The organism is Streptomyces sp. NBC_01549 (assembly GCF_026339955.1).
Taxonomy (GTDB): domain Bacteria; phylum Actinomycetota; class Actinomycetes; order Streptomycetales; family Streptomycetaceae; genus Streptomyces.
Genome location: NZ_JAPEPW010000001.1, coordinates 5,293,812 through 5,309,528, shown reverse-complemented (window position 1 = coordinate 5,309,528; position 15,717 = coordinate 5,293,812). Strand labels below are relative to the sequence as shown.

General features: G+C 71.3%; 13 protein-coding genes. 7 read left to right on the top strand and 6 right to left on the bottom strand.

What is annotated here, in order from left to right; genetic code table 11:
- The 3 genes from OG819_RS23600 to rsmH are packed head-to-tail and all read right to left on the bottom strand — an operon-like array spanning nt 1 to nt 3,558.
- On the bottom strand, nt 1-1,953 hold the full coding sequence (locus OG819_RS23600; protein ID WP_323139358.1) for a penicillin-binding protein 2: 1,953 nt from the start codon (nt 1,951-1,953) through the stop codon (nt 1-3).
- 5 nt (nt 1,954-1,958) lie between these two features.
- Nucleotides 1,959-2,579 carry a septum formation initiator family protein gene (locus OG819_RS23595; RefSeq protein WP_266651088.1) on the bottom strand — a complete coding sequence of 207 codons (621 nt, stop codon included), beginning with the start codon at nt 2,577-2,579 and terminating at the stop codon, nt 1,959-1,961.
- A 22-nt stretch (nt 2,580-2,601) separates the two neighbouring features.
- Nucleotides 2,602-3,558 carry a 16S rRNA (cytosine(1402)-N(4))-methyltransferase RsmH gene (gene rsmH / locus OG819_RS23590; RefSeq protein WP_266624099.1) on the bottom strand — a complete coding sequence of 319 codons (957 nt, stop codon included), beginning with the start codon at nt 3,556-3,558 and terminating at the stop codon, nt 2,602-2,604.
- A 437-nt stretch (nt 3,559-3,995) separates the two neighbouring features.
- Here rsmH and OG819_RS23585 point away from each other — a divergent pair, with 437 nt between their 5' ends.
- From OG819_RS23585 to OG819_RS23570, 4 genes are all read left to right on the top strand, one after another.
- Nucleotides 3,996-4,544 carry a carbonic anhydrase gene (locus OG819_RS23585; RefSeq protein WP_266414846.1) on the top strand — a complete coding sequence of 183 codons (549 nt, stop codon included), beginning with the start codon at nt 3,996-3,998 and terminating at the stop codon, nt 4,542-4,544.
- A gap of 265 nt (nt 4,545-4,809) precedes the next feature.
- Nucleotides 4,810-5,853, top strand: coding sequence for a MoxR family ATPase (locus OG819_RS23580; protein WP_266651087.1), 1,044 nt, complete (start codon nt 4,810-4,812; stop codon nt 5,851-5,853).
- Entirely contained in the window at nt 5,853-7,214 is a 1,362-nt protein-coding gene (locus tag OG819_RS23575; protein ID WP_266624100.1) for a DUF58 domain-containing protein, read from the top strand. Before OG819_RS23580 ends, OG819_RS23575 begins: the two co-directional genes overlap by 1 nt.
- Nucleotides 7,211-9,598 (top strand): DUF3488 and transglutaminase-like domain-containing protein, encoded by a 2,388-nt coding sequence (locus tag OG819_RS23570; RefSeq protein WP_266624101.1) that lies wholly within the window; start codon nt 7,211-7,213, stop codon nt 9,596-9,598. The genes OG819_RS23575 and OG819_RS23570 overlap by 4 nt, the downstream gene beginning before the upstream one ends.
- Nucleotides 9,599-9,823: 225 nt before the next feature.
- Here the strand turns inward: OG819_RS23570 and OG819_RS23565 are convergent, their stop codons facing one another.
- The 3 genes from OG819_RS23565 to OG819_RS23555 all read right to left on the bottom strand — a co-directional run bounded on the left by OG819_RS23565 (nt 9,824) and on the right by OG819_RS23555 (nt 12,036).
- Nucleotides 9,824-10,219 carry a DUF3040 domain-containing protein gene (locus OG819_RS23565; protein WP_266624102.1) on the bottom strand — a complete coding sequence of 132 codons (396 nt, stop codon included), beginning with the start codon at nt 10,217-10,219 and terminating at the stop codon, nt 9,824-9,826.
- A gap of 275 nt (nt 10,220-10,494) precedes the next feature.
- Entirely contained in the window at nt 10,495-11,265 is a 771-nt protein-coding gene (locus OG819_RS23560; RefSeq protein ID WP_266651086.1) for a methyltransferase, read from the bottom strand.
- 189 nt (nt 11,266-11,454) lie between these two features.
- Nucleotides 11,455-12,036: an SAV_6107 family HEPN domain-containing protein gene (locus OG819_RS23555; protein ID WP_266651085.1), complete on the bottom strand. Its 582-nt coding sequence runs from the start codon at nt 12,034-12,036 to the stop codon at nt 11,455-11,457.
- Nucleotides 12,037-12,201: 165 nt separating this feature from the next.
- On the opposite strand from OG819_RS23555, the gene OG819_RS23550 reads away from it, so the two are divergent.
- Genes OG819_RS23550 through OG819_RS23540 form a run of 3 tightly spaced genes read left to right on the top strand, consistent with a single transcriptional unit; the run spans nt 12,202 to nt 15,669 of the window.
- Nucleotides 12,202-12,975 carry an ATP-binding cassette domain-containing protein gene (locus OG819_RS23550; RefSeq protein ID WP_266651084.1) on the top strand — a complete coding sequence of 258 codons (774 nt, stop codon included), beginning with the start codon at nt 12,202-12,204 and terminating at the stop codon, nt 12,973-12,975.
- Nucleotides 12,947-15,031: a YhgE/Pip domain-containing protein gene (locus OG819_RS23545; protein ID WP_266651083.1), complete on the top strand. Its 2,085-nt coding sequence runs from the start codon at nt 12,947-12,949 to the stop codon at nt 15,029-15,031. Before OG819_RS23550 ends, OG819_RS23545 begins: the two co-directional genes overlap by 29 nt.
- An 11-nt stretch (nt 15,032-15,042) precedes the next feature.
- Nucleotides 15,043-15,669, top strand: coding sequence for a TetR/AcrR family transcriptional regulator (locus OG819_RS23540; protein WP_266624107.1), 627 nt, complete (start codon nt 15,043-15,045; stop codon nt 15,667-15,669).
- Nucleotides 15,670-15,717 lie beyond the last annotated feature (48 nt).

Here is a 15,717-nt window from a genome sequence, read left to right as displayed (position 1 = left end):
TCACGGCGTGAAGGTCACGGGCAGATTGGCGGCCCCTGCCCCGGTGGGTGGGATCTGGAGGGTCTTGAGCGCGAACTCCATGACCTGCTTGTAGATGGGTCCGCAGATCTGGCCACCGAAGTAGCTGCCCTTGGTGGCGTTCTGGATCGCGCAGTAGACGGTGATCCGGGGCTTGTCGGCGGGGGCGAATCCGGCGAACGACGAGGTGTAGCCGTGGTACTTGCCGGTGGCCGGATCCACGCGGTTGGCCGTACCCGTCTTGCCCGCGACCCGGTAGCCGGGGATACGCGCCTTGGCGCCGGTGCCCTGCTCGTCGTCCACGACGGACTCCAGCATCTGGGCGAGCGACTTCGCCGTCTTCTCGCTCACGACCCGCGTCTTCTTGGGCTGGGCGGCCGGAGTGAACCGGCCGTCGGGCCCCTTCGTGCCGCGTACCAGCGTCGGCTCGACGCGTACACCGCCGTTGGCGATCGTCGAGTAGACGGAGGCCGCCTGCATCGCGTTGATCGACATGCCCTGGCCGAAAGGAATCGTGTACTGCTGGGAGGTCGACCACTTGTCGGCGGGCGCGAGGATGCCCTTCGTCTCGCCGGGGAACCCGAGCCCGGTGTAGCTGCCGATGCCGAACTTGCGCAGATACGAGTAGAGGACCTGGTTCGCCTCCTCCTGCGTCTTACCGAGCTGGCCGGTCGCCAGGATGGTGCCGATGTTGCTGGACTTGGCGAGCACTCCGTTGAGCGTCAGGTTCCAGGTCGCGTGGTCGACGTCGTCCTGGAAGAGGCGGTCACCGCGGTGCAGCCGGTTGGGCACGACCACGTGCGTCGCGGGGGTGGCGACGTTCTCCTCCAGTACGGCGGCCATCGACATGACCTTGGCGGTGGAGCCGGGCTCGTACGCGTCCTGGAGGGCCGCGTTGCCCAGGGTCGCCGCGTTGGCCTGGGTGAGGTCGTTGGGGTCGAAGCCCGGCGAGTTCGCCATGGCCAGGATCTCGCCGCTGCGGGCGTCCTGCACGACCACGTACCCGCGGTCCGCCTTGGACGCCTTCACCTGCTCGGTGATGGCGTTCTGCGCGGCCCACTGGATGTCGCGGTTGATGGTCAGCTCCACGTCGGAGCCCGCCACGGCGGGTGTCTCCGTCGACCCGACGGTCGGCACCTGACGGCCGCCGGACTGGGCGTAGCGGATCTTGCCGTCCTTGCCGGCGAGTTCCTTGTTCAGCACCTGCTCGACTCCGCCGCCGCCCTTGCCGTCGGCGTTGACCCAGCCCAGTATCCCGGCGGCGAGGTCGCCGTTCGGATACACCCGCTTGCTCGCCGGGACCGCGAGGACGCCCGCGAGGAAGTTGACGGTGCTCTTGTCGGTCTCCGCCTTGACCGCGAGCGTGGTCCTCAGGTCCTTGATCTGCTTCCAGACCTGGGGGGTCTGGCGGTGCGCGAGCAGGGTGTAGCGGGTGTTCTTCGTGCGGAGCTTCTTGGCGACGGTGTCCATGTCCTGGCCGAGGATCGGTCCGAGCAGCGCCGCGGCCTGCTCGGGTGCGTCCGTCACCTTCGTCGCTTCCTGCGTGAACATCGTGGGGTCGGCCGTGATGTCGTACGCGTCCACGCTCGTCGCGAGCTCCACGCCGTTGCGGTCCGTGATCCCGCCGCGGGTGGCGGCCAGGGTGCGGCCGACATACCGGTTCTGCTCGGCCTTCGAGACGTACGCGTTGGCGTCCACGGCCTGCACCTGGAGCAGACGCACCACGAAGGCGATCATCACCAGCGTCAGGGCGAGGCTGACCATGCGCAACCGGGGCCGGGGGCTGCCCAGCCGCAGGACCTGCGGACCGCCGGGCCGGGGCGCGCCCGGGCGGCGTGCGGGGCGGGCGCCGGGGCCCGGACGCCGCTGGCCGCCGGGGCGTACGGGCCTGGCGGGGCCTGGCACACGGCGACGCGGCGGTTCCCTGTCGGACACTTCCGTCACCTGCCGGGGGTCGAGGAGGGCTGTGCGGACGGGGTGGGGGCGGGGGGCTGCGGGGTCGGGATCCGCGGAAGCATGGTCTGCGGGGGCAGGGATCGCGGGGGCACGGTCTGCGGGGTGGCGGCGCCGACGGAGGGGACGGCGGCCGCCGGGGCGCTGGTGGCCGGAGCCGGGCTCGCGGTCTGCGGACTCGCGGTCTGCGTGAGAGCGAGGACTTCCGGCGGGCGTACCACCGGGTTGCGTGCGGAGGACTGCTGGGCGGCCGTTCCGGGGACGCCCTTGACGCTGCCGTCCGGGTTGAGGAAGGCCGGGTCGCCGCCGGGCACCATGCCCAGCTCGCGGGCGCGGCGCTGGAGGGCGTCGGGCGCGGAGTAGGTGTCCACGTCCCGCTGCAGCGCCTGCTCCTCGTCGGTGAGGCTCTTGGTGTCCCGCTGGAGGTCGTCGAGGCGGAACGAGCCCTCGCTCAGCGCGGAGTTCAGCACGAGGAGGCCGATCAGGCCGCCGCCGAGGAGGAGCACGACGAGCAGGACGAAGGGGGTGCGGGCGGCCCGGGCCCCGCCGGCGGGGAGAAGCCGGGCGAGCCGGGCGGCCCGCCCTCTGAGTTCGGGTTTCCTGCTCACTCGCTCTCCCCCTCCTGGCGCCTCACTCGGCGTCCTCCCGGATGCGCTGGGCGCCGCGCAGCCGTGCGGGAGCCGCTCGCCGGTTCTCGGCGACCTCTTCCTCGGTGGGAAGTTCGGCACCGCGGGTGAGCAGCTTGAGCCGGGGCTGGTAGCGCTCGGGCACGACCGGCAGACCGGGCGGCGCGGTGGTGGCGGCACCCGCCGCGAACACCTGCTTGACCAGCCGGTCCTCCAACGAGTGGTACGACAGGACGGCGATCCGGCCGCGGACGGCGAGCACCTTCACGGCCGCGGGAATCGCCCGCTCCAGGACGCTGAGCTCCCCGTTGACCTCGATGCGCAGCGCCTGGAAGGTGCGCTTGGCGGGGTTGCCGCCGGTGCGCTTGGCAGCCTGCGGCAGGGAGTCTCGGATCAGCTCGACGAGCCGTGCGCTGTTGCTGAAGGGTTCCTTCTCGCGTTCGCGCACGATGGCGGAGACGATCCGCTTGGCCTGCTTCTCCTCGCCGTACGCGCGCAGGATCCGCACCAGTTCGCCCGGCGGGTAGGTGTTGAGCACCTCGGCCGCGCTGATGCCGGTCGTCTGGTCCATCCGCATGTCGAGCGGGGCGTCCTGGGCGTAGGCGAAGCCGCGGTCGGCCTCGTCGAGTTGCATGGAGGAGACACCCAGGTCGAACAGGACGCCCTGGACACGCGGGATGTCGAGGCGGTCGAGCACCTCGGGCAGTTCGTCGTAGACCGCGTGCACGAGGGTGGCGCGGTCGCCGAAGCGGGCGAGCCGCTCCCCGGAGAGGCGCAGCGCCTCCTTGTCCCGGTCGAGGGCGACGAGACGAGCCTCGGGGAACCGGGTCAGCAACGCCTCGCTGTGGCCGCCGAGTCCCAGGGTGCAGTCGACGACCACGGCGCCCGGCTCGGTGAGGGCCGGGGCCAACATGTCCAGGCACCGCTGGAGCATCACCGGGACATGTCGACTCTGGCTCAAGGGGCCCTCTCAGGTCCGGCGCGGCCGTACGCACCGCCGGGTCCCCACCCGCTCGAGAAGGGGAGGCCTGCCGGCGCCGGGTGAGTGGCGTCAGCCGACCGGGAGCGGGAGGAGGCCGAGCCGTACGTACGCGCCGAGCACGTGGGTGAAGACGCCGGAAAATCGCCGGGTCTCCAGGGGAAAGCAGTCCAGCAGGGAGAGTCTCGCCTCCCGCTTCGCGTCACTTTAGTCCACGGTGTCTCGCGGTCAATCAACTGGCCTGCGCGTCGCGGACCACTCCTCCACGAACCCCCGATCGAAGCTATGAATCGGCAAAAATCACCTATCCGGGCGATGTCTGAGTGCCCATGTGGGTTACCTCACAACAAGACACGATGACGTTCTTTGTCCCCTCTCACAGCAGGACTACTTCATATGTGACCAGTACCGTCATAGCTATGACGACTTCTGCATCCGTACCCACAGAGCCCGAAGACGCCATAACCACGGGCGGCAGCGTGACCGACCGTCTCGTCGAGGCGAACCAGCGGTACGCGGGCGCGTTCACCGATCCCGGGATGGACGCCCGCCCCGTGCTGCACGTCGCGGTGGTCGCGTGCATGGACGCCAGGCTCGACCTGCACGCCGCCCTCGGCCTGGAACTGGGCGACTGCCACACCATCCGCAACGCGGGCGGTGTCGTCACCGACGACGTGATCCGCTCCCTCACCATCAGCCAGCGGGCGCTCGGCACCCGCAGCGTCGTCCTCATCCACCACACCGGCTGCGGCCTGGAGTCCCTCACCGAGGACTTCCGGCACGACCTGGAGATGGAGGTCGGCCAGCGCCCCGCCTGGGCGGTCGAAGCCTTCCGGGACGTCGAACAGGACGTACGGCAGTCGATGCAGCGCGTGCGCACCTCGCCGTTCCTCCTCCACGCGGACGACGTGCGAGGCTTCGTCTTCGACGTGACGACGGGTCTGCTGCGCGAGATCGACCCCGCCTGAACGCTCCCACCGGGCCCCTCGTAAGACTTCCTGGGGCCCTCGTGGGACCCTCACTTCACGAAAGAACCCCGACCCACCGGCGCCCAAAGGGTCGCAAGACCTGACATATCGCAGCCAGTTATCCACAGGCGAGTGACACGAACCGGTAACGGCAACAAGAATGCGGTTGTGGCGTCACGCGGAACCACTCGCGCGTGGTGTCCGTGTTTCGGGGTGGGCCGGTCCGCACAGGGCGTCGGCCCGAGAACGGGCCGAGGAGGGCCGGGTGACGACCTATGACGATCGAGCGAGCCTTACAGATCTGACCGCCACTGTGGAGCGTGTCCGCAGTTCGGTGGAAGGAGTGATCGAAGGCAAGCCTGAGGTCGTACGGCTTTCGCTGACCGTGCTGCTCGCCGAGGGACATCTTCTGATCGAGGATGTCCCAGGCGTCGGCAAGACCATGCTCGCCAAGGCACTGGCGCGGTCCGTCGACTGCTCGGTGCGGCGTATCCAGTTCACGCCCGACCTGCTGCCCTCGGACATCACGGGTGTGTCCATCTGGGACCAGCAGCGCCGGGACTTCGAGTTCAAGCCGGGTGCGATCTTCGCGCAGATCGTGATCGGCGACGAGATCAATCGCGCCTCTCCCAAGACGCAGTCCGCGCTCCTGGAGTCGATGGAGGAGCGCCAGGTCACCATCGACGGGCAGACCTACGAACTGCCCAGCCCCTTCATGGTGGTGGCCACACAGAACCCGGTCGAGATGGAGGGCACCTACCCGCTGCCGGAGGCCCAGCGCGACCGCTTCATGGCCCGCGTCTCCATCGGCTACCCCAGCGCGGAGGCCGAGCTGCAGATGCTGGACGTCCACGGCGGGATCTCCCCGCTGGACGACCTCCAGCCGGTGGCGCACGCGCACGAGATCGTGAAGCTGATCGACGCGGTCCGCACGGTCCACGTCGCGGAGGCGGTCCGGCGGTACGCGGTGGATCTGGTCGCCGCCACGCGCACCCACCCCGACCTCAGACTCGGCGCCTCGCCGCGTGCCACGCTGCATCTGCTGCGCGCGGCGAAGGCCTCCGCGGCGCTCAGCGGCCGGGAGTACGCGCTGCCGGACGACGTCCAGGCACTCGCCGTGGCGGTCCTGGCCCACCGTCTGCTCCCCACCGCCCAGGCGCAGTTGAACCGTCGTACGGCCGAGCAGGTCGTCCAGGAGATCCTGCAGCACACCCCCGTTCCCGCGGCGCCCCAGCAGCAGTCGGGGTCGGGCTTCACGATGGGCCGCGGCGCGCCCGCGTACGGCCAGCAACCGCCCCGGAGGCTGTGATGGCGTCCGGGGGGACGGGCGACGCCGAGGAGGACAAGGGCGGGCTGCGCACCGCGCTCGCCGGACTCACCACCCGCGGACGCTCGTTCCTGGCCGCCGGCATCGCGGCCGCGATCTGCGCGTACGTCCTGGGGCAGAGCGATCTCCTGCGGGTCGGCCTGCTCCTCGCGGTCCTGCCACTGGTCTGCACGACCGTGCTGTACCGCACGCGCTACCGGGTGGCGGGCACCCGCAGGCTCTCCCCCGGACGGGTACCCGCCGGTTCCGAGGCCCGCGTCCATCTGCGGATGGACAACGTCTCGCGGCTGCCCACCGGCCTGCTGATGCTCCAGGACCGGGTGCCGTACGTACTCGGCCCCCGGCCCCGGTTCGTCCTGGACCGGGTGGAGGCGGGCGGCCGGCGCGAGGTGTCCTACCGTGTGCGCTCCGACCTGCGCGGCAGGTATCCGCTGGGTCCGCTGCAGCTGCGCCTGACGGACCCGTTCGGGATGTGCGAACTGACCCGCTCCTTCTCGACGTACGACACCCTGACGGTCATCCCGCGCGTGGAGCCGCTGCCGCCGGTACGGCTGAGCGGTGAGGCGAAGGGGTACGGCGACGGGCGGCAGCGCTCGCTGGCGCTGGCCGGCGAGGACGACATCATCCCGCGCGGCTACCGCTACGGCGACGACCTGCGCCGGGTGCACTGGCGCCTGACCGCGCGCTACGGCGAGCTGATGGTCCGTCGCGAGGAACAGCCGCAGCGCTCCCGCTGCACGGTGCTGCTCGACACCCGGGGCATCGCCTACGAAGGCGCGGGCCCGGACTCCGCCTTCGAGTGGGCGGTGTCGGGCACGGCGTCGACGCTGGTGCACATGCTCGAGCGGGGCTTCTCGGTGCGGCTGTTGACGGACGACGGCAACTCGGTGCCCGGCGAGGGCGCCGACGGGTTCGCGGGCGCGAGCCAGGAGTCGGCGGACGCCGCCGGACTGATGATGGACACTCTCGCGGTCATCGACCACTCGGACGGCGCCGGGCTGTCCCGGGCGTACGACGTCCTGCGCGGGGGCAACGAAGGGCTGCTGATCGCCTTTCTCGGCGATCTCGATGAGGAGCAGGCGACAGTGCTCGCCAAGATGCGCCAGCGCAGCGGCGGGGCCGTCGCCTTCCTGCTGGACAGCGAGACATGGGTGCGGGAACCGACCGACGTCCCCGGCCCGTTGGACAGGAGCGAGGATCGACTGCGCATGCTGCGTGAGGCGGGCTGGACCGCTGTGACGGTGCCACGGGGGGCGGAGCTCGCCGATCTGTGGCGGCAGGCGGACCGGCAGCGCACGGGTGCCGCGTCGACGGGCAGCACGGCAGGGGGTGGGCGCTCATGAGCGGGCGGGCTCGGCTGACGCTGTACTCGACGACGGCCACACTGATGGCGGCGTGTGCGCTGCTGCCGCTGGTCAAGCCGGCCACATGGTTCCTCCAGGCGGCGTTCCTGCTGTCGCTGCAGTCCGGTGTGGGCGCGCTGACCCGGCGGGTTCCGCTGGCCCGGCCACTGACGGTGGCGGCGCAGGCGCTGGTGACGCTGATGCTGCTCACACTGGTCTTCGCCCAGCAGCAGGCCCTCGCCGGCTTCGTCCCGGGACCGGACGCGTTCCGGCACTTCGGCGATCTGCTGCAGGCGGGCACGGACGACGTGGGGCGGTACGCGATCCCGGCGCCGCTGTCCGACGGCATCCGCCTGATGCTGATCGGCGGTGTCCTGGTGATCGGGCTCGCGGTGGACACGCTCGCGGTGACGTTCCGCAGCGCGGCCCCCGCCGGGCTCCCGCTGCTCGCGCTGTACTCGGTGGCCGCGGGACTGTCGGGCGGCGGCTGGGCCTGGCTGTGGTTCCTGCTCGCGGCCGCCGGCTATCTGATGCTGCTCCTGGCGGAGGGCCGCGACCGGCTCTCGCAGTGGGGCCGGGTCTTCGGCGGCGCACCCCGCTCACAGGGGCTGGACGCCTCTTCCGGCACGGTCGCACCCGTCCGTACCGGGCGGCGCATCAGCGCGGTCGCGCTGGGCATCGCCCTGGCGGTGCCCCTCGCCCTGCCCGCGCTCGACGGCGGTCTGCTGGGCGGCGCGGGGACAGGCGTCGGCTCGGGTTCCGGGGGCGGCACGATCTCCGCGGTGAACCCGCTGGTCTCGCTCCGCGACAGCCTGAACGTGGACGAGGACCGCCAGGTCCTGTCCTACCGCACCAACACCGACGACACCCAGGACATGTATCTGCGGATCGTGTCGCTGGACGACTTCGACGGCACGGCGTGGAAGCCGGCCCAGCGCCGTATCGAGGACGTGCCGGACACCTTCCCGACGCCGATCGGCCTCGGGGCCGATGTCCAGCGCAGCGAGATCCAGACCCGCGTCGCGGCGGCCGACTGGTACGCGCAGGACTGGCTCCCGATGCCGTACCCGGCCAGCAAGGTGAACATCAACGGTAGTTGGCGGTACGAGCCGGTCGGGCGCACGCTCGTCGGTGACCACGGTCAGAACACGCGCGGCGTGCAGTACGAGGTGACGAGCCTGATCGTGCAGCCGACCGCGGAGCAACTGGCGAACGCTCCGGAGCCGTCGAAGGCCCTGAAGCGCGAGTTCACCAAGGTGCCGTCGTCGCTGCCCGCGGTGGTGGCCGACACCGCGCGCAAGGTCACCGCGGGCTCGACGAACCACTACGAGCAGGCGGTCAAACTCCAGGACTACTTCGCGGTGAACGGCGGATTCACCTATAACACCCAGGTGCAGGTGGGCAGCGGCTCGGCCGCGATCGCGCGGTTCCTGAGGGACAAGCAGGGTTTCTGCGTCCACTTCTCCTTCGCGATGGCCTCGATGGCCCGCACGCTGGGGATACCGGCCCGGGTCGCGGTGGGCTTCACGCCCGGCTCTCCGCAGGCCGACGGTTCGATGTCGGTGGGGCTGCGGGACGCGCACGCCTGGCCCGAGCTGTACTTCGAAGGTGTGGGCTGGACCCGCTTCGAGCCGACCCCCAACCGGGGCTCGGTGCCGGAGTACACGCAGACGCAGACGCCCGGGTCGGACTCGCCCACCGTGCCGAAGCCGTCGACGTCGACCTCCGCCGCACCGTCCACCGCCCCCTCGGCCAGCGGCAACTGCCTGGCCGAGCAGAAGAAGCTGGAGGCGTGCACGAGCCAGTCGGCGCTGGCCACGGTTGGCTCCAAGGACGACGGCACTCCGTGGTTGCCGATCCTCGGGTACACACTGGCCGGGCTCCTGCTGCTGGTCGTGCCGCTGCTGCCGATGCTGTGGCGGATCCGGCAGCGGTCCGTGCGGTTGGGCGCGCACGGCCGCGGTGAGGCGGACGCGCCCGCATACACGCTCGCGACGTGGCTGGAGGTGACCGACACGGCGTGGGACTACGGAATCGTGCCGGACGAGTCCCAGACGCCACGGAAGGCCGCGGCGCGGATCGTGCGACTCGGGCTCCTCGACGCGGAGGCGTCGGAGGCGGTGCACCGGATGGCCGCGGCGGTGGAGCAGGTGCTGTACGCCCCGCACCCACGGCTGACGACGGGGCTCGCGGAAGACGCGCGTCGCGTCGCGGACGCCCTGCACGCCCGGGCGAGCCGTACCGCCCGCCTGCGCGCGCTGCTGGCGCCCCGCTCAGCCGTCCGGGTGGTCTGGGCGGCGTCGGCCTACTGGGCGGCTCTGTCGGCCCGGCTGGCGGCGCGCAGGGAGACCCTGCTGCGACGTCCTTCGGGACAGAACAGCTAGCTGACGTCGCGTTGAACCGTGTGGCCCGTTTCCCCGACCGGGGAAACGGGCCACATGTGGTTGGTGCGCGCACCGAGGCCGGCTCCGGTGGTAACCGCACCGGCGGTGCCGGCCGGCGTCCCGCAGGCGAAGGAGGTGCCTCGAGGTACGGCTGAGGGGGTGTCCCACCCGGCCCGGGTGGGACACCCCCTCACGCGTTGTCTTCGACTGCGGGCGCCCGCAGGGCTACTGACCCTGCTCGTCCCGACGTCGCTGCCAGCGTTGTTCGATGCGGTCCATCATGGAGCGGCGCTGTCGGCCCTGGCGGCCCGCGGCGGCTGTGCCGGGCGCGGCCGGCTGCTCACCCGGCTTGGGAGCCTTGCGCCAACCGGTCACGGCGAGCACCGCACAGCCCAGCATGACGAGAAAACCCACCACGCTTACCCAGATCTGCTTCGAGACCATTCCGGCCATGAGGAGCGCGATACCCACCAGGAAGCCCGCGACCGCCTGGTAGACCCGTCGCCGGGTGTACGTACGCAGCCCGCTTCCCTCAAGCGCTGTCGCGAACTTGGGATCTTCGGCGTACAGCGCTCGCTCCATCTGCTCGAGCATTCGCTGCTCGTGCTCCGAGAGCGGCACGGCGTCCTCCTCATCGTGCAGTCGCCGGGGCGACCGGGGGTCCCCTTCAGGATAGGCAGGGAATCGCCCCCGTGAAACCCGCCCCTCTGCGCCAATTCGCCAACCGGAACCCGCCATGGCACCCCGATTCACTGAGGCGTGCATTCCCCAGCGACCGGCCCGTCATGCCGGACGGTCTCCCTCGATCATACGGCGCCGAGCGCCCGATCGGGTGGCCTGTGGCGTACTCCATCTGCCGCCCCGCCCCTGATCAGGAGCGCAACAGGAGAGGCGGCTCACCCCTCGTCCGCCCCCTGCGTCACACCGAGCACATGAAGCTGAGTGGCCACGGAGTGGAACGCGGGGAGTTCGGCGGCCGCCGCCTCCAGCTTCAGGAGGGCTTCCACGGCACCCGGCTCGGTGTCCACGAGGACGCCGGGAACCAGGTCCGCGAAGACCCGTACGCCGTGCACGGCGCCGACGCGCAGACCCGCGCCCTCGACGAGCGCGGTGAGCTGGTCGGCGGTGAAGCGGTGGGGTACGGGATCACCCTCGCCCCAGCGTCCGTCCGGGTCGTCGAGCGCGTGCTTGGCCTCCGTGAAGTGCCCGGCGAGGGCGCGGGCGAGCACGGCGCCGCCCAAGCCCGCCGCGAGGAGGCTGAGGACGCCCTCGGGGCGCAGCGCGTCCACCACGTTGCGCACGCCGTCGGCGGGGTCGTCCACGTACTCCAGGACCCCGTGACACAACACGACGTCGTAGCCACCGCGCTCGACGACGTCGAAGAGACCGTGGGCGTCGCCCTGGACTCCCTTGACGCGGTCGGCGACCCCGGCCTCGGCGGCCCGGCGCTCCAGCGCGAACAGCGCGTTCGGGCTGGGGTCGACGACGGTGACGCGGTGACCGAGGCGGGCCACGGGCACCGCGAAGTTGCCGCTGCCGCCTCCGGTGTCGAGGACGTCCAGGGACTCCCGCCCCGTGGCCTTGACCCGGCGGTCGAGGGCGTCCTTGAGGACCTCCCAGACCACGGCGGTACGGAGAGAAGCGCGGGGGCGCGTCGGGTCCGGCACGGCAGTTGACTCCTCGGAGCGGCACCGCCTCTTGCGCGGCGGAGCGATCGGGGGGCCTCCCGGCGGGAGGCTTCAGGCGCCTCCACCCTATTGCCTCCGCCGTCATACCCGGCCCTCCGTCTCACGCAGCGGATCATGCGTCGGATCAGGCCTCGGATCAGGCCTCACCTCGCGCGGCGGATGGCGGGGTCAGCCCGCGTCCGGGACTTCCCGGTCCTCCATGTCCTCCGTGTCCTCCCTGTCTCCGTCCCCTTCCTTCCCGTTCCGCCGGGGCTGGGGCAGTACGGGTTGCAGCACCAGCATCCGCTCGACGAGGCGCAGGAACATCGCCACGTCGCGTATCAGGTCGTCGGCGTCACGGGTGCCGGCCGCGCCCCGGATACCCGCCTCGGCGCGGGCGCGCCGCTCGGCTCCGGAGGCGAACAGGGCGCTCCATTCGGTGAGTTCGGGTGCGATCTCGGGGAGCACCTCCCAGGCGCTGCGGATGCGGGCGCGGCGTCGGGGTGTGGGCTCCGGGCGGCCTCGTGCGGCGAGGACGGCGGCGGCGGTGCGCAGGGCCGCCAAGTGTGCTGTCGCGTAGCGCTCATTGGGCGTTTCCAGGGCGATCGCCTCGTCGAGGCCGGCGCGGGCCTGGGCGAGCAGGTCGAGGGCGGCGGGCGGGGCCGTGGCCCGGCGGAGCACGGGGTGCACATCGCTCGCCGGGCCGGTCAGTGAGGGGGCAGGGCCGGTGGCGCGGCGCCGGTGTGCGGCTGCTGCGGAAGAGGTGGCCATGACGAACCTCCTGTCGTCTGTGTGACGGCACTGTGGCCGTATGTGCCCATAGTGAGGTATGCCACTGACAATCCGTTCTGACCTGCGCCTTTGCTTCGATCGAAGGTTCGGGTTAGTTTTTGCACTGACCAGTCAGTTCAAAAATGTTCAGGGGATGGGGACGCTGTGGACGGTCCGCGCGGACTCGGTGTCACGGCCAGGGACTTCGGACTCCAGGGCCCTCGCGGCTGGGCGTTCCGAGGGATCGGTGTCGATGCGGAGCCCGGCTCGCTGATCGCGATCGAGGGGCCGTCCGGCTCGGGCCGTACGTGTCTGCTGCTCGCGCTCTCGGGCCGGATGCGCTCCACCGAGGGGGCGGCCACCGTGGGCGGGGCGACGCTGCCGCGGCAGATGGCCGCGGTGCGCCGCGCCGGCGCGCTCGCCCATGTCCCGGGTGTCACCGACCTGGACCCCGCCCTGACCGTCGGGGAGCACCTGCTCGAACGGGCGCTGCTGCAGCGGCGGTTCGAGGGTTCCCTGAAGAACTCGCTGCGCGGACTGGTGCGTCCGCGCAGCGAGCGGGCGGCCGAGGGGAAGCTGCGGATCGACTCCGCGCTGGCCGCCGCCGGCCTGGACCGGGAGGCCCTGCCCAAGGGCTCCCGGACCGCCGTACGTGACCTGGAACGCCTCGAAGCCCTGCGGCTGTCCGTCGCACTGGCTCTCGTCGGCCGCCCGGGGCTGCTCGGCGTCGACGACACCGACCTCAAGCTGTCGGACGCCGAACGGGCCGAGATCTGGGCCCTGTTGAAGTCGATCGCCCAGTCGGGCACCACGGTCGTGGCGGTGTGCAGCGAGGCCCCCGAGGGGGCCGTCCTCGTGTCCACCGGCCAGGCCGACCACACCAGCGAGACCGACGACAAGGAGACGGCCGATGCGCTCGCCGAGACTGGCCGCTCTTGAGCTCAGGCGCTTCGGCCGGGGCAAGCTCCCGCGCGCCGCGCTGGCCGCGCTCCTGTTGCTGCCGCTGTTGTACGGCGCCCTCTACCTGTGGTCGTTCTGGGACCCGTACGGCCGCCTGGACCGTATCCCCGTGGCGCTCGTGAACGATGACAAGGGAGCGAGCGTCGCGGGCAAGAAGCTCTCGGCGGGCGAGGACATCACCAAGGGGCTGCGCGACAGCGACACCTTCGAGTGGCACGAGGTGAACGCGGCCGAGGCCCGCCGGGGCGTCGAGGACGGCACGTACTACCTGTCGCTGACCATGCCGTCCGACTTCAGCAGGAGGATCGCCTCCAGCTCCGGAGAGGCACCGCAGACGGGCGCCCTCCAGGTGCGCACGAACGACGCGAACAACTACATCGTCGGGCAGATCTCGCGGACGGTGTTCGGCGAGGTGCGCACGGCGGCGTCCACGAAGGCCTCGCGGTCGTTCCTCGACAAGATCTTCATCTCGTTCTCGGACATCCACGGGGCGACCGAGAAGGCCGCCAAGGGGGCCGACAAGCTCAGCGGCGGGATCAGCCGGGCGCGGAAGGGCTCCGAGGACCTCGCCGACGGTCTCAAGGACGCCAAGGAGGGCAGTGGCAAGCTCTCCGGGGGCCTGAGGAAGCTCGACAAGGGCGCGGGCGACCTGGCGGACGGCTCGCGGCAGGTGGCCGACGGCACGCAGGCGCTGGCCGACAAGGTCAACGGGGTCGCCGACAAGGTGGGCCCGTTCCTGAAGGACAACGAGAAGTCGATCGGCGACACGGCCCGCCTCGTCGCCGACTCCGCCGCGGGGATCCGCCACAACCTCGACACCCTGGTGAAGACGGCCCCGGCCGCCGCCAAGGGCGCCCACACGGCGTCCGACGCGCTGAACGCCGTCTACAGGGCGCGCTGCGAGACCCTGCCGGTGCCCGACGCCGCGTGCCCCGACCTGAAGAAGGCCCGGCAGGCGGCCGCGGACGTGGCCGAGGTCGCCGACGACGTGAACACGCTCATCGGCGACCAGAACGGCGATCTCGACCGGCTCGACAAGAACCTGGGCACCCTGCAGAAGCAGGCCCAGGCCCTCGCCGACCGCTCGCCGCACCTCTCCGAAGACCTCGCCGACGCCGTCTCCAAGGTCGACAAGCTGAACGAGGGCGCCGAGAAGGTCGCCACGGGGGCCAAGAAGCTGCGCGCCGGGCTCGGCACGGCCAGGACCGGCGCGGCGGACCTCGACACGGGTGTCGGCGAGCTGAAGACGGGCGCGAGCACCCTCGACGAGGGCATGTACAAGCTAGTCGGCGGCTCCGGGCAGCTCGCCGGCGGACTGCACGACGGCGCCGGGCAGATCCCCGACTACGACCGGCAGGACCGCGACCTGCGCACCCAGGTCATGGCCGACCCGGTCAAGCTCGCCTCCAAGGACCTGCACAAGGCGCCCAACTACGGCACCGGCTTCGCCCCGTACTTCATTCCGCTGTCCCTGTGGGTGGGCGCGATGGTGGCCTACATGCTGATCCAGCCGCTGAACCGGCGCGCTCTCGCGGTGGGTGCCTCGGCCTGGCGCGTCGCGCTGGCGGGCTGGCTGCCGGTGGCCGCCCTGGGCGTGCTCCAGACGGTGGCCCTGATGTCCGTGCTGCACTGGGCGATCGGCCTGGAGATGGTGCGGGCGGCCGGGACCGTCGGCTTCCTGTGCTTGGTGACGGCGTGCTTCGCGGCGCTCGTGCAGTGGCTGAACGCACGCTTCGGAGCGGCGGGCCGGATCCTCGTGCTCGCCCTCCTGATGCTCCAACTGACCTCGGCGGGCGGCACCTACCCCGTCCAGACCAGTCCGGGCTTCTTCAACGCGATCCACCCCTTCTTGCCGATGAGTTACGTCGTCGAGGCCCTCCGCAGGCTCATCACGGGCGGCGGCCTCGGACCGGTCTGGCAGGCGTGCGCCGTCCTCGCGGCGTTCACCGCGGGCGCGCTCGCGCTCACCGCCCTGTCGGCACACCGCAAACAGGTGTGGACCCTCGACCGTCTGCACCCCGAGCTGAGCCTGTGACAATCATGGCCATGGAAAGCAGCAGCACCACGGCAGGCGGCGGCCGTCGCGAGGCGACCCGGCAGAAGCTCTACGAGGCGGCGGTCACTCTCATCGCGGAACAGGGATTCTCCGCCACCACCGTCGACGAGATCGCCGAGCGGGCCGGGGTCGCGAAAGGCACGGTCTACTACAACTTCGCGAGCAAGTCCGTCCTCTTCGAGGAGCTACTGCGGCACGGCGTGGGACTCCTCACCGCCTCCCTGCGGGAGGCCGCGGAGCGCACCGAGCGGGACGGCGGCACCAAGGTCGACGCGCTGGACGCGATGATCAGGGCCGGGCTCGCCTTCATCAACCGCTACCCCGCCTTCACCCAGCTCTACGTGGCCGAGCTCTGGCGCACCAACCGTGCCTGGCAGTCCACGCTCATGGTGGTCCGGCAGGAGGCGGTCGCGGTCGTCGAGGGCGTGCTGCGCGAAGGGGTGGCGAACAGCGAGCTCAGCGACGAGATCGACATTCCGCTGACGGCCGCCGCGCTGGTCGGGATGGTCCTGGTGGCCGCCCTGGACTGGCAGGCCTTCCAGCCCGAGCGTTCCCTGGACGACGTCCACGCGGCGCTGTCGCGGCTGCTCCAGGGGCGCGTGAGCGGCAACCGGTGAGCTCCGCGGGGGCGGCAGGGAAAACAGAGCACGGCGAAGCGCCGGTCC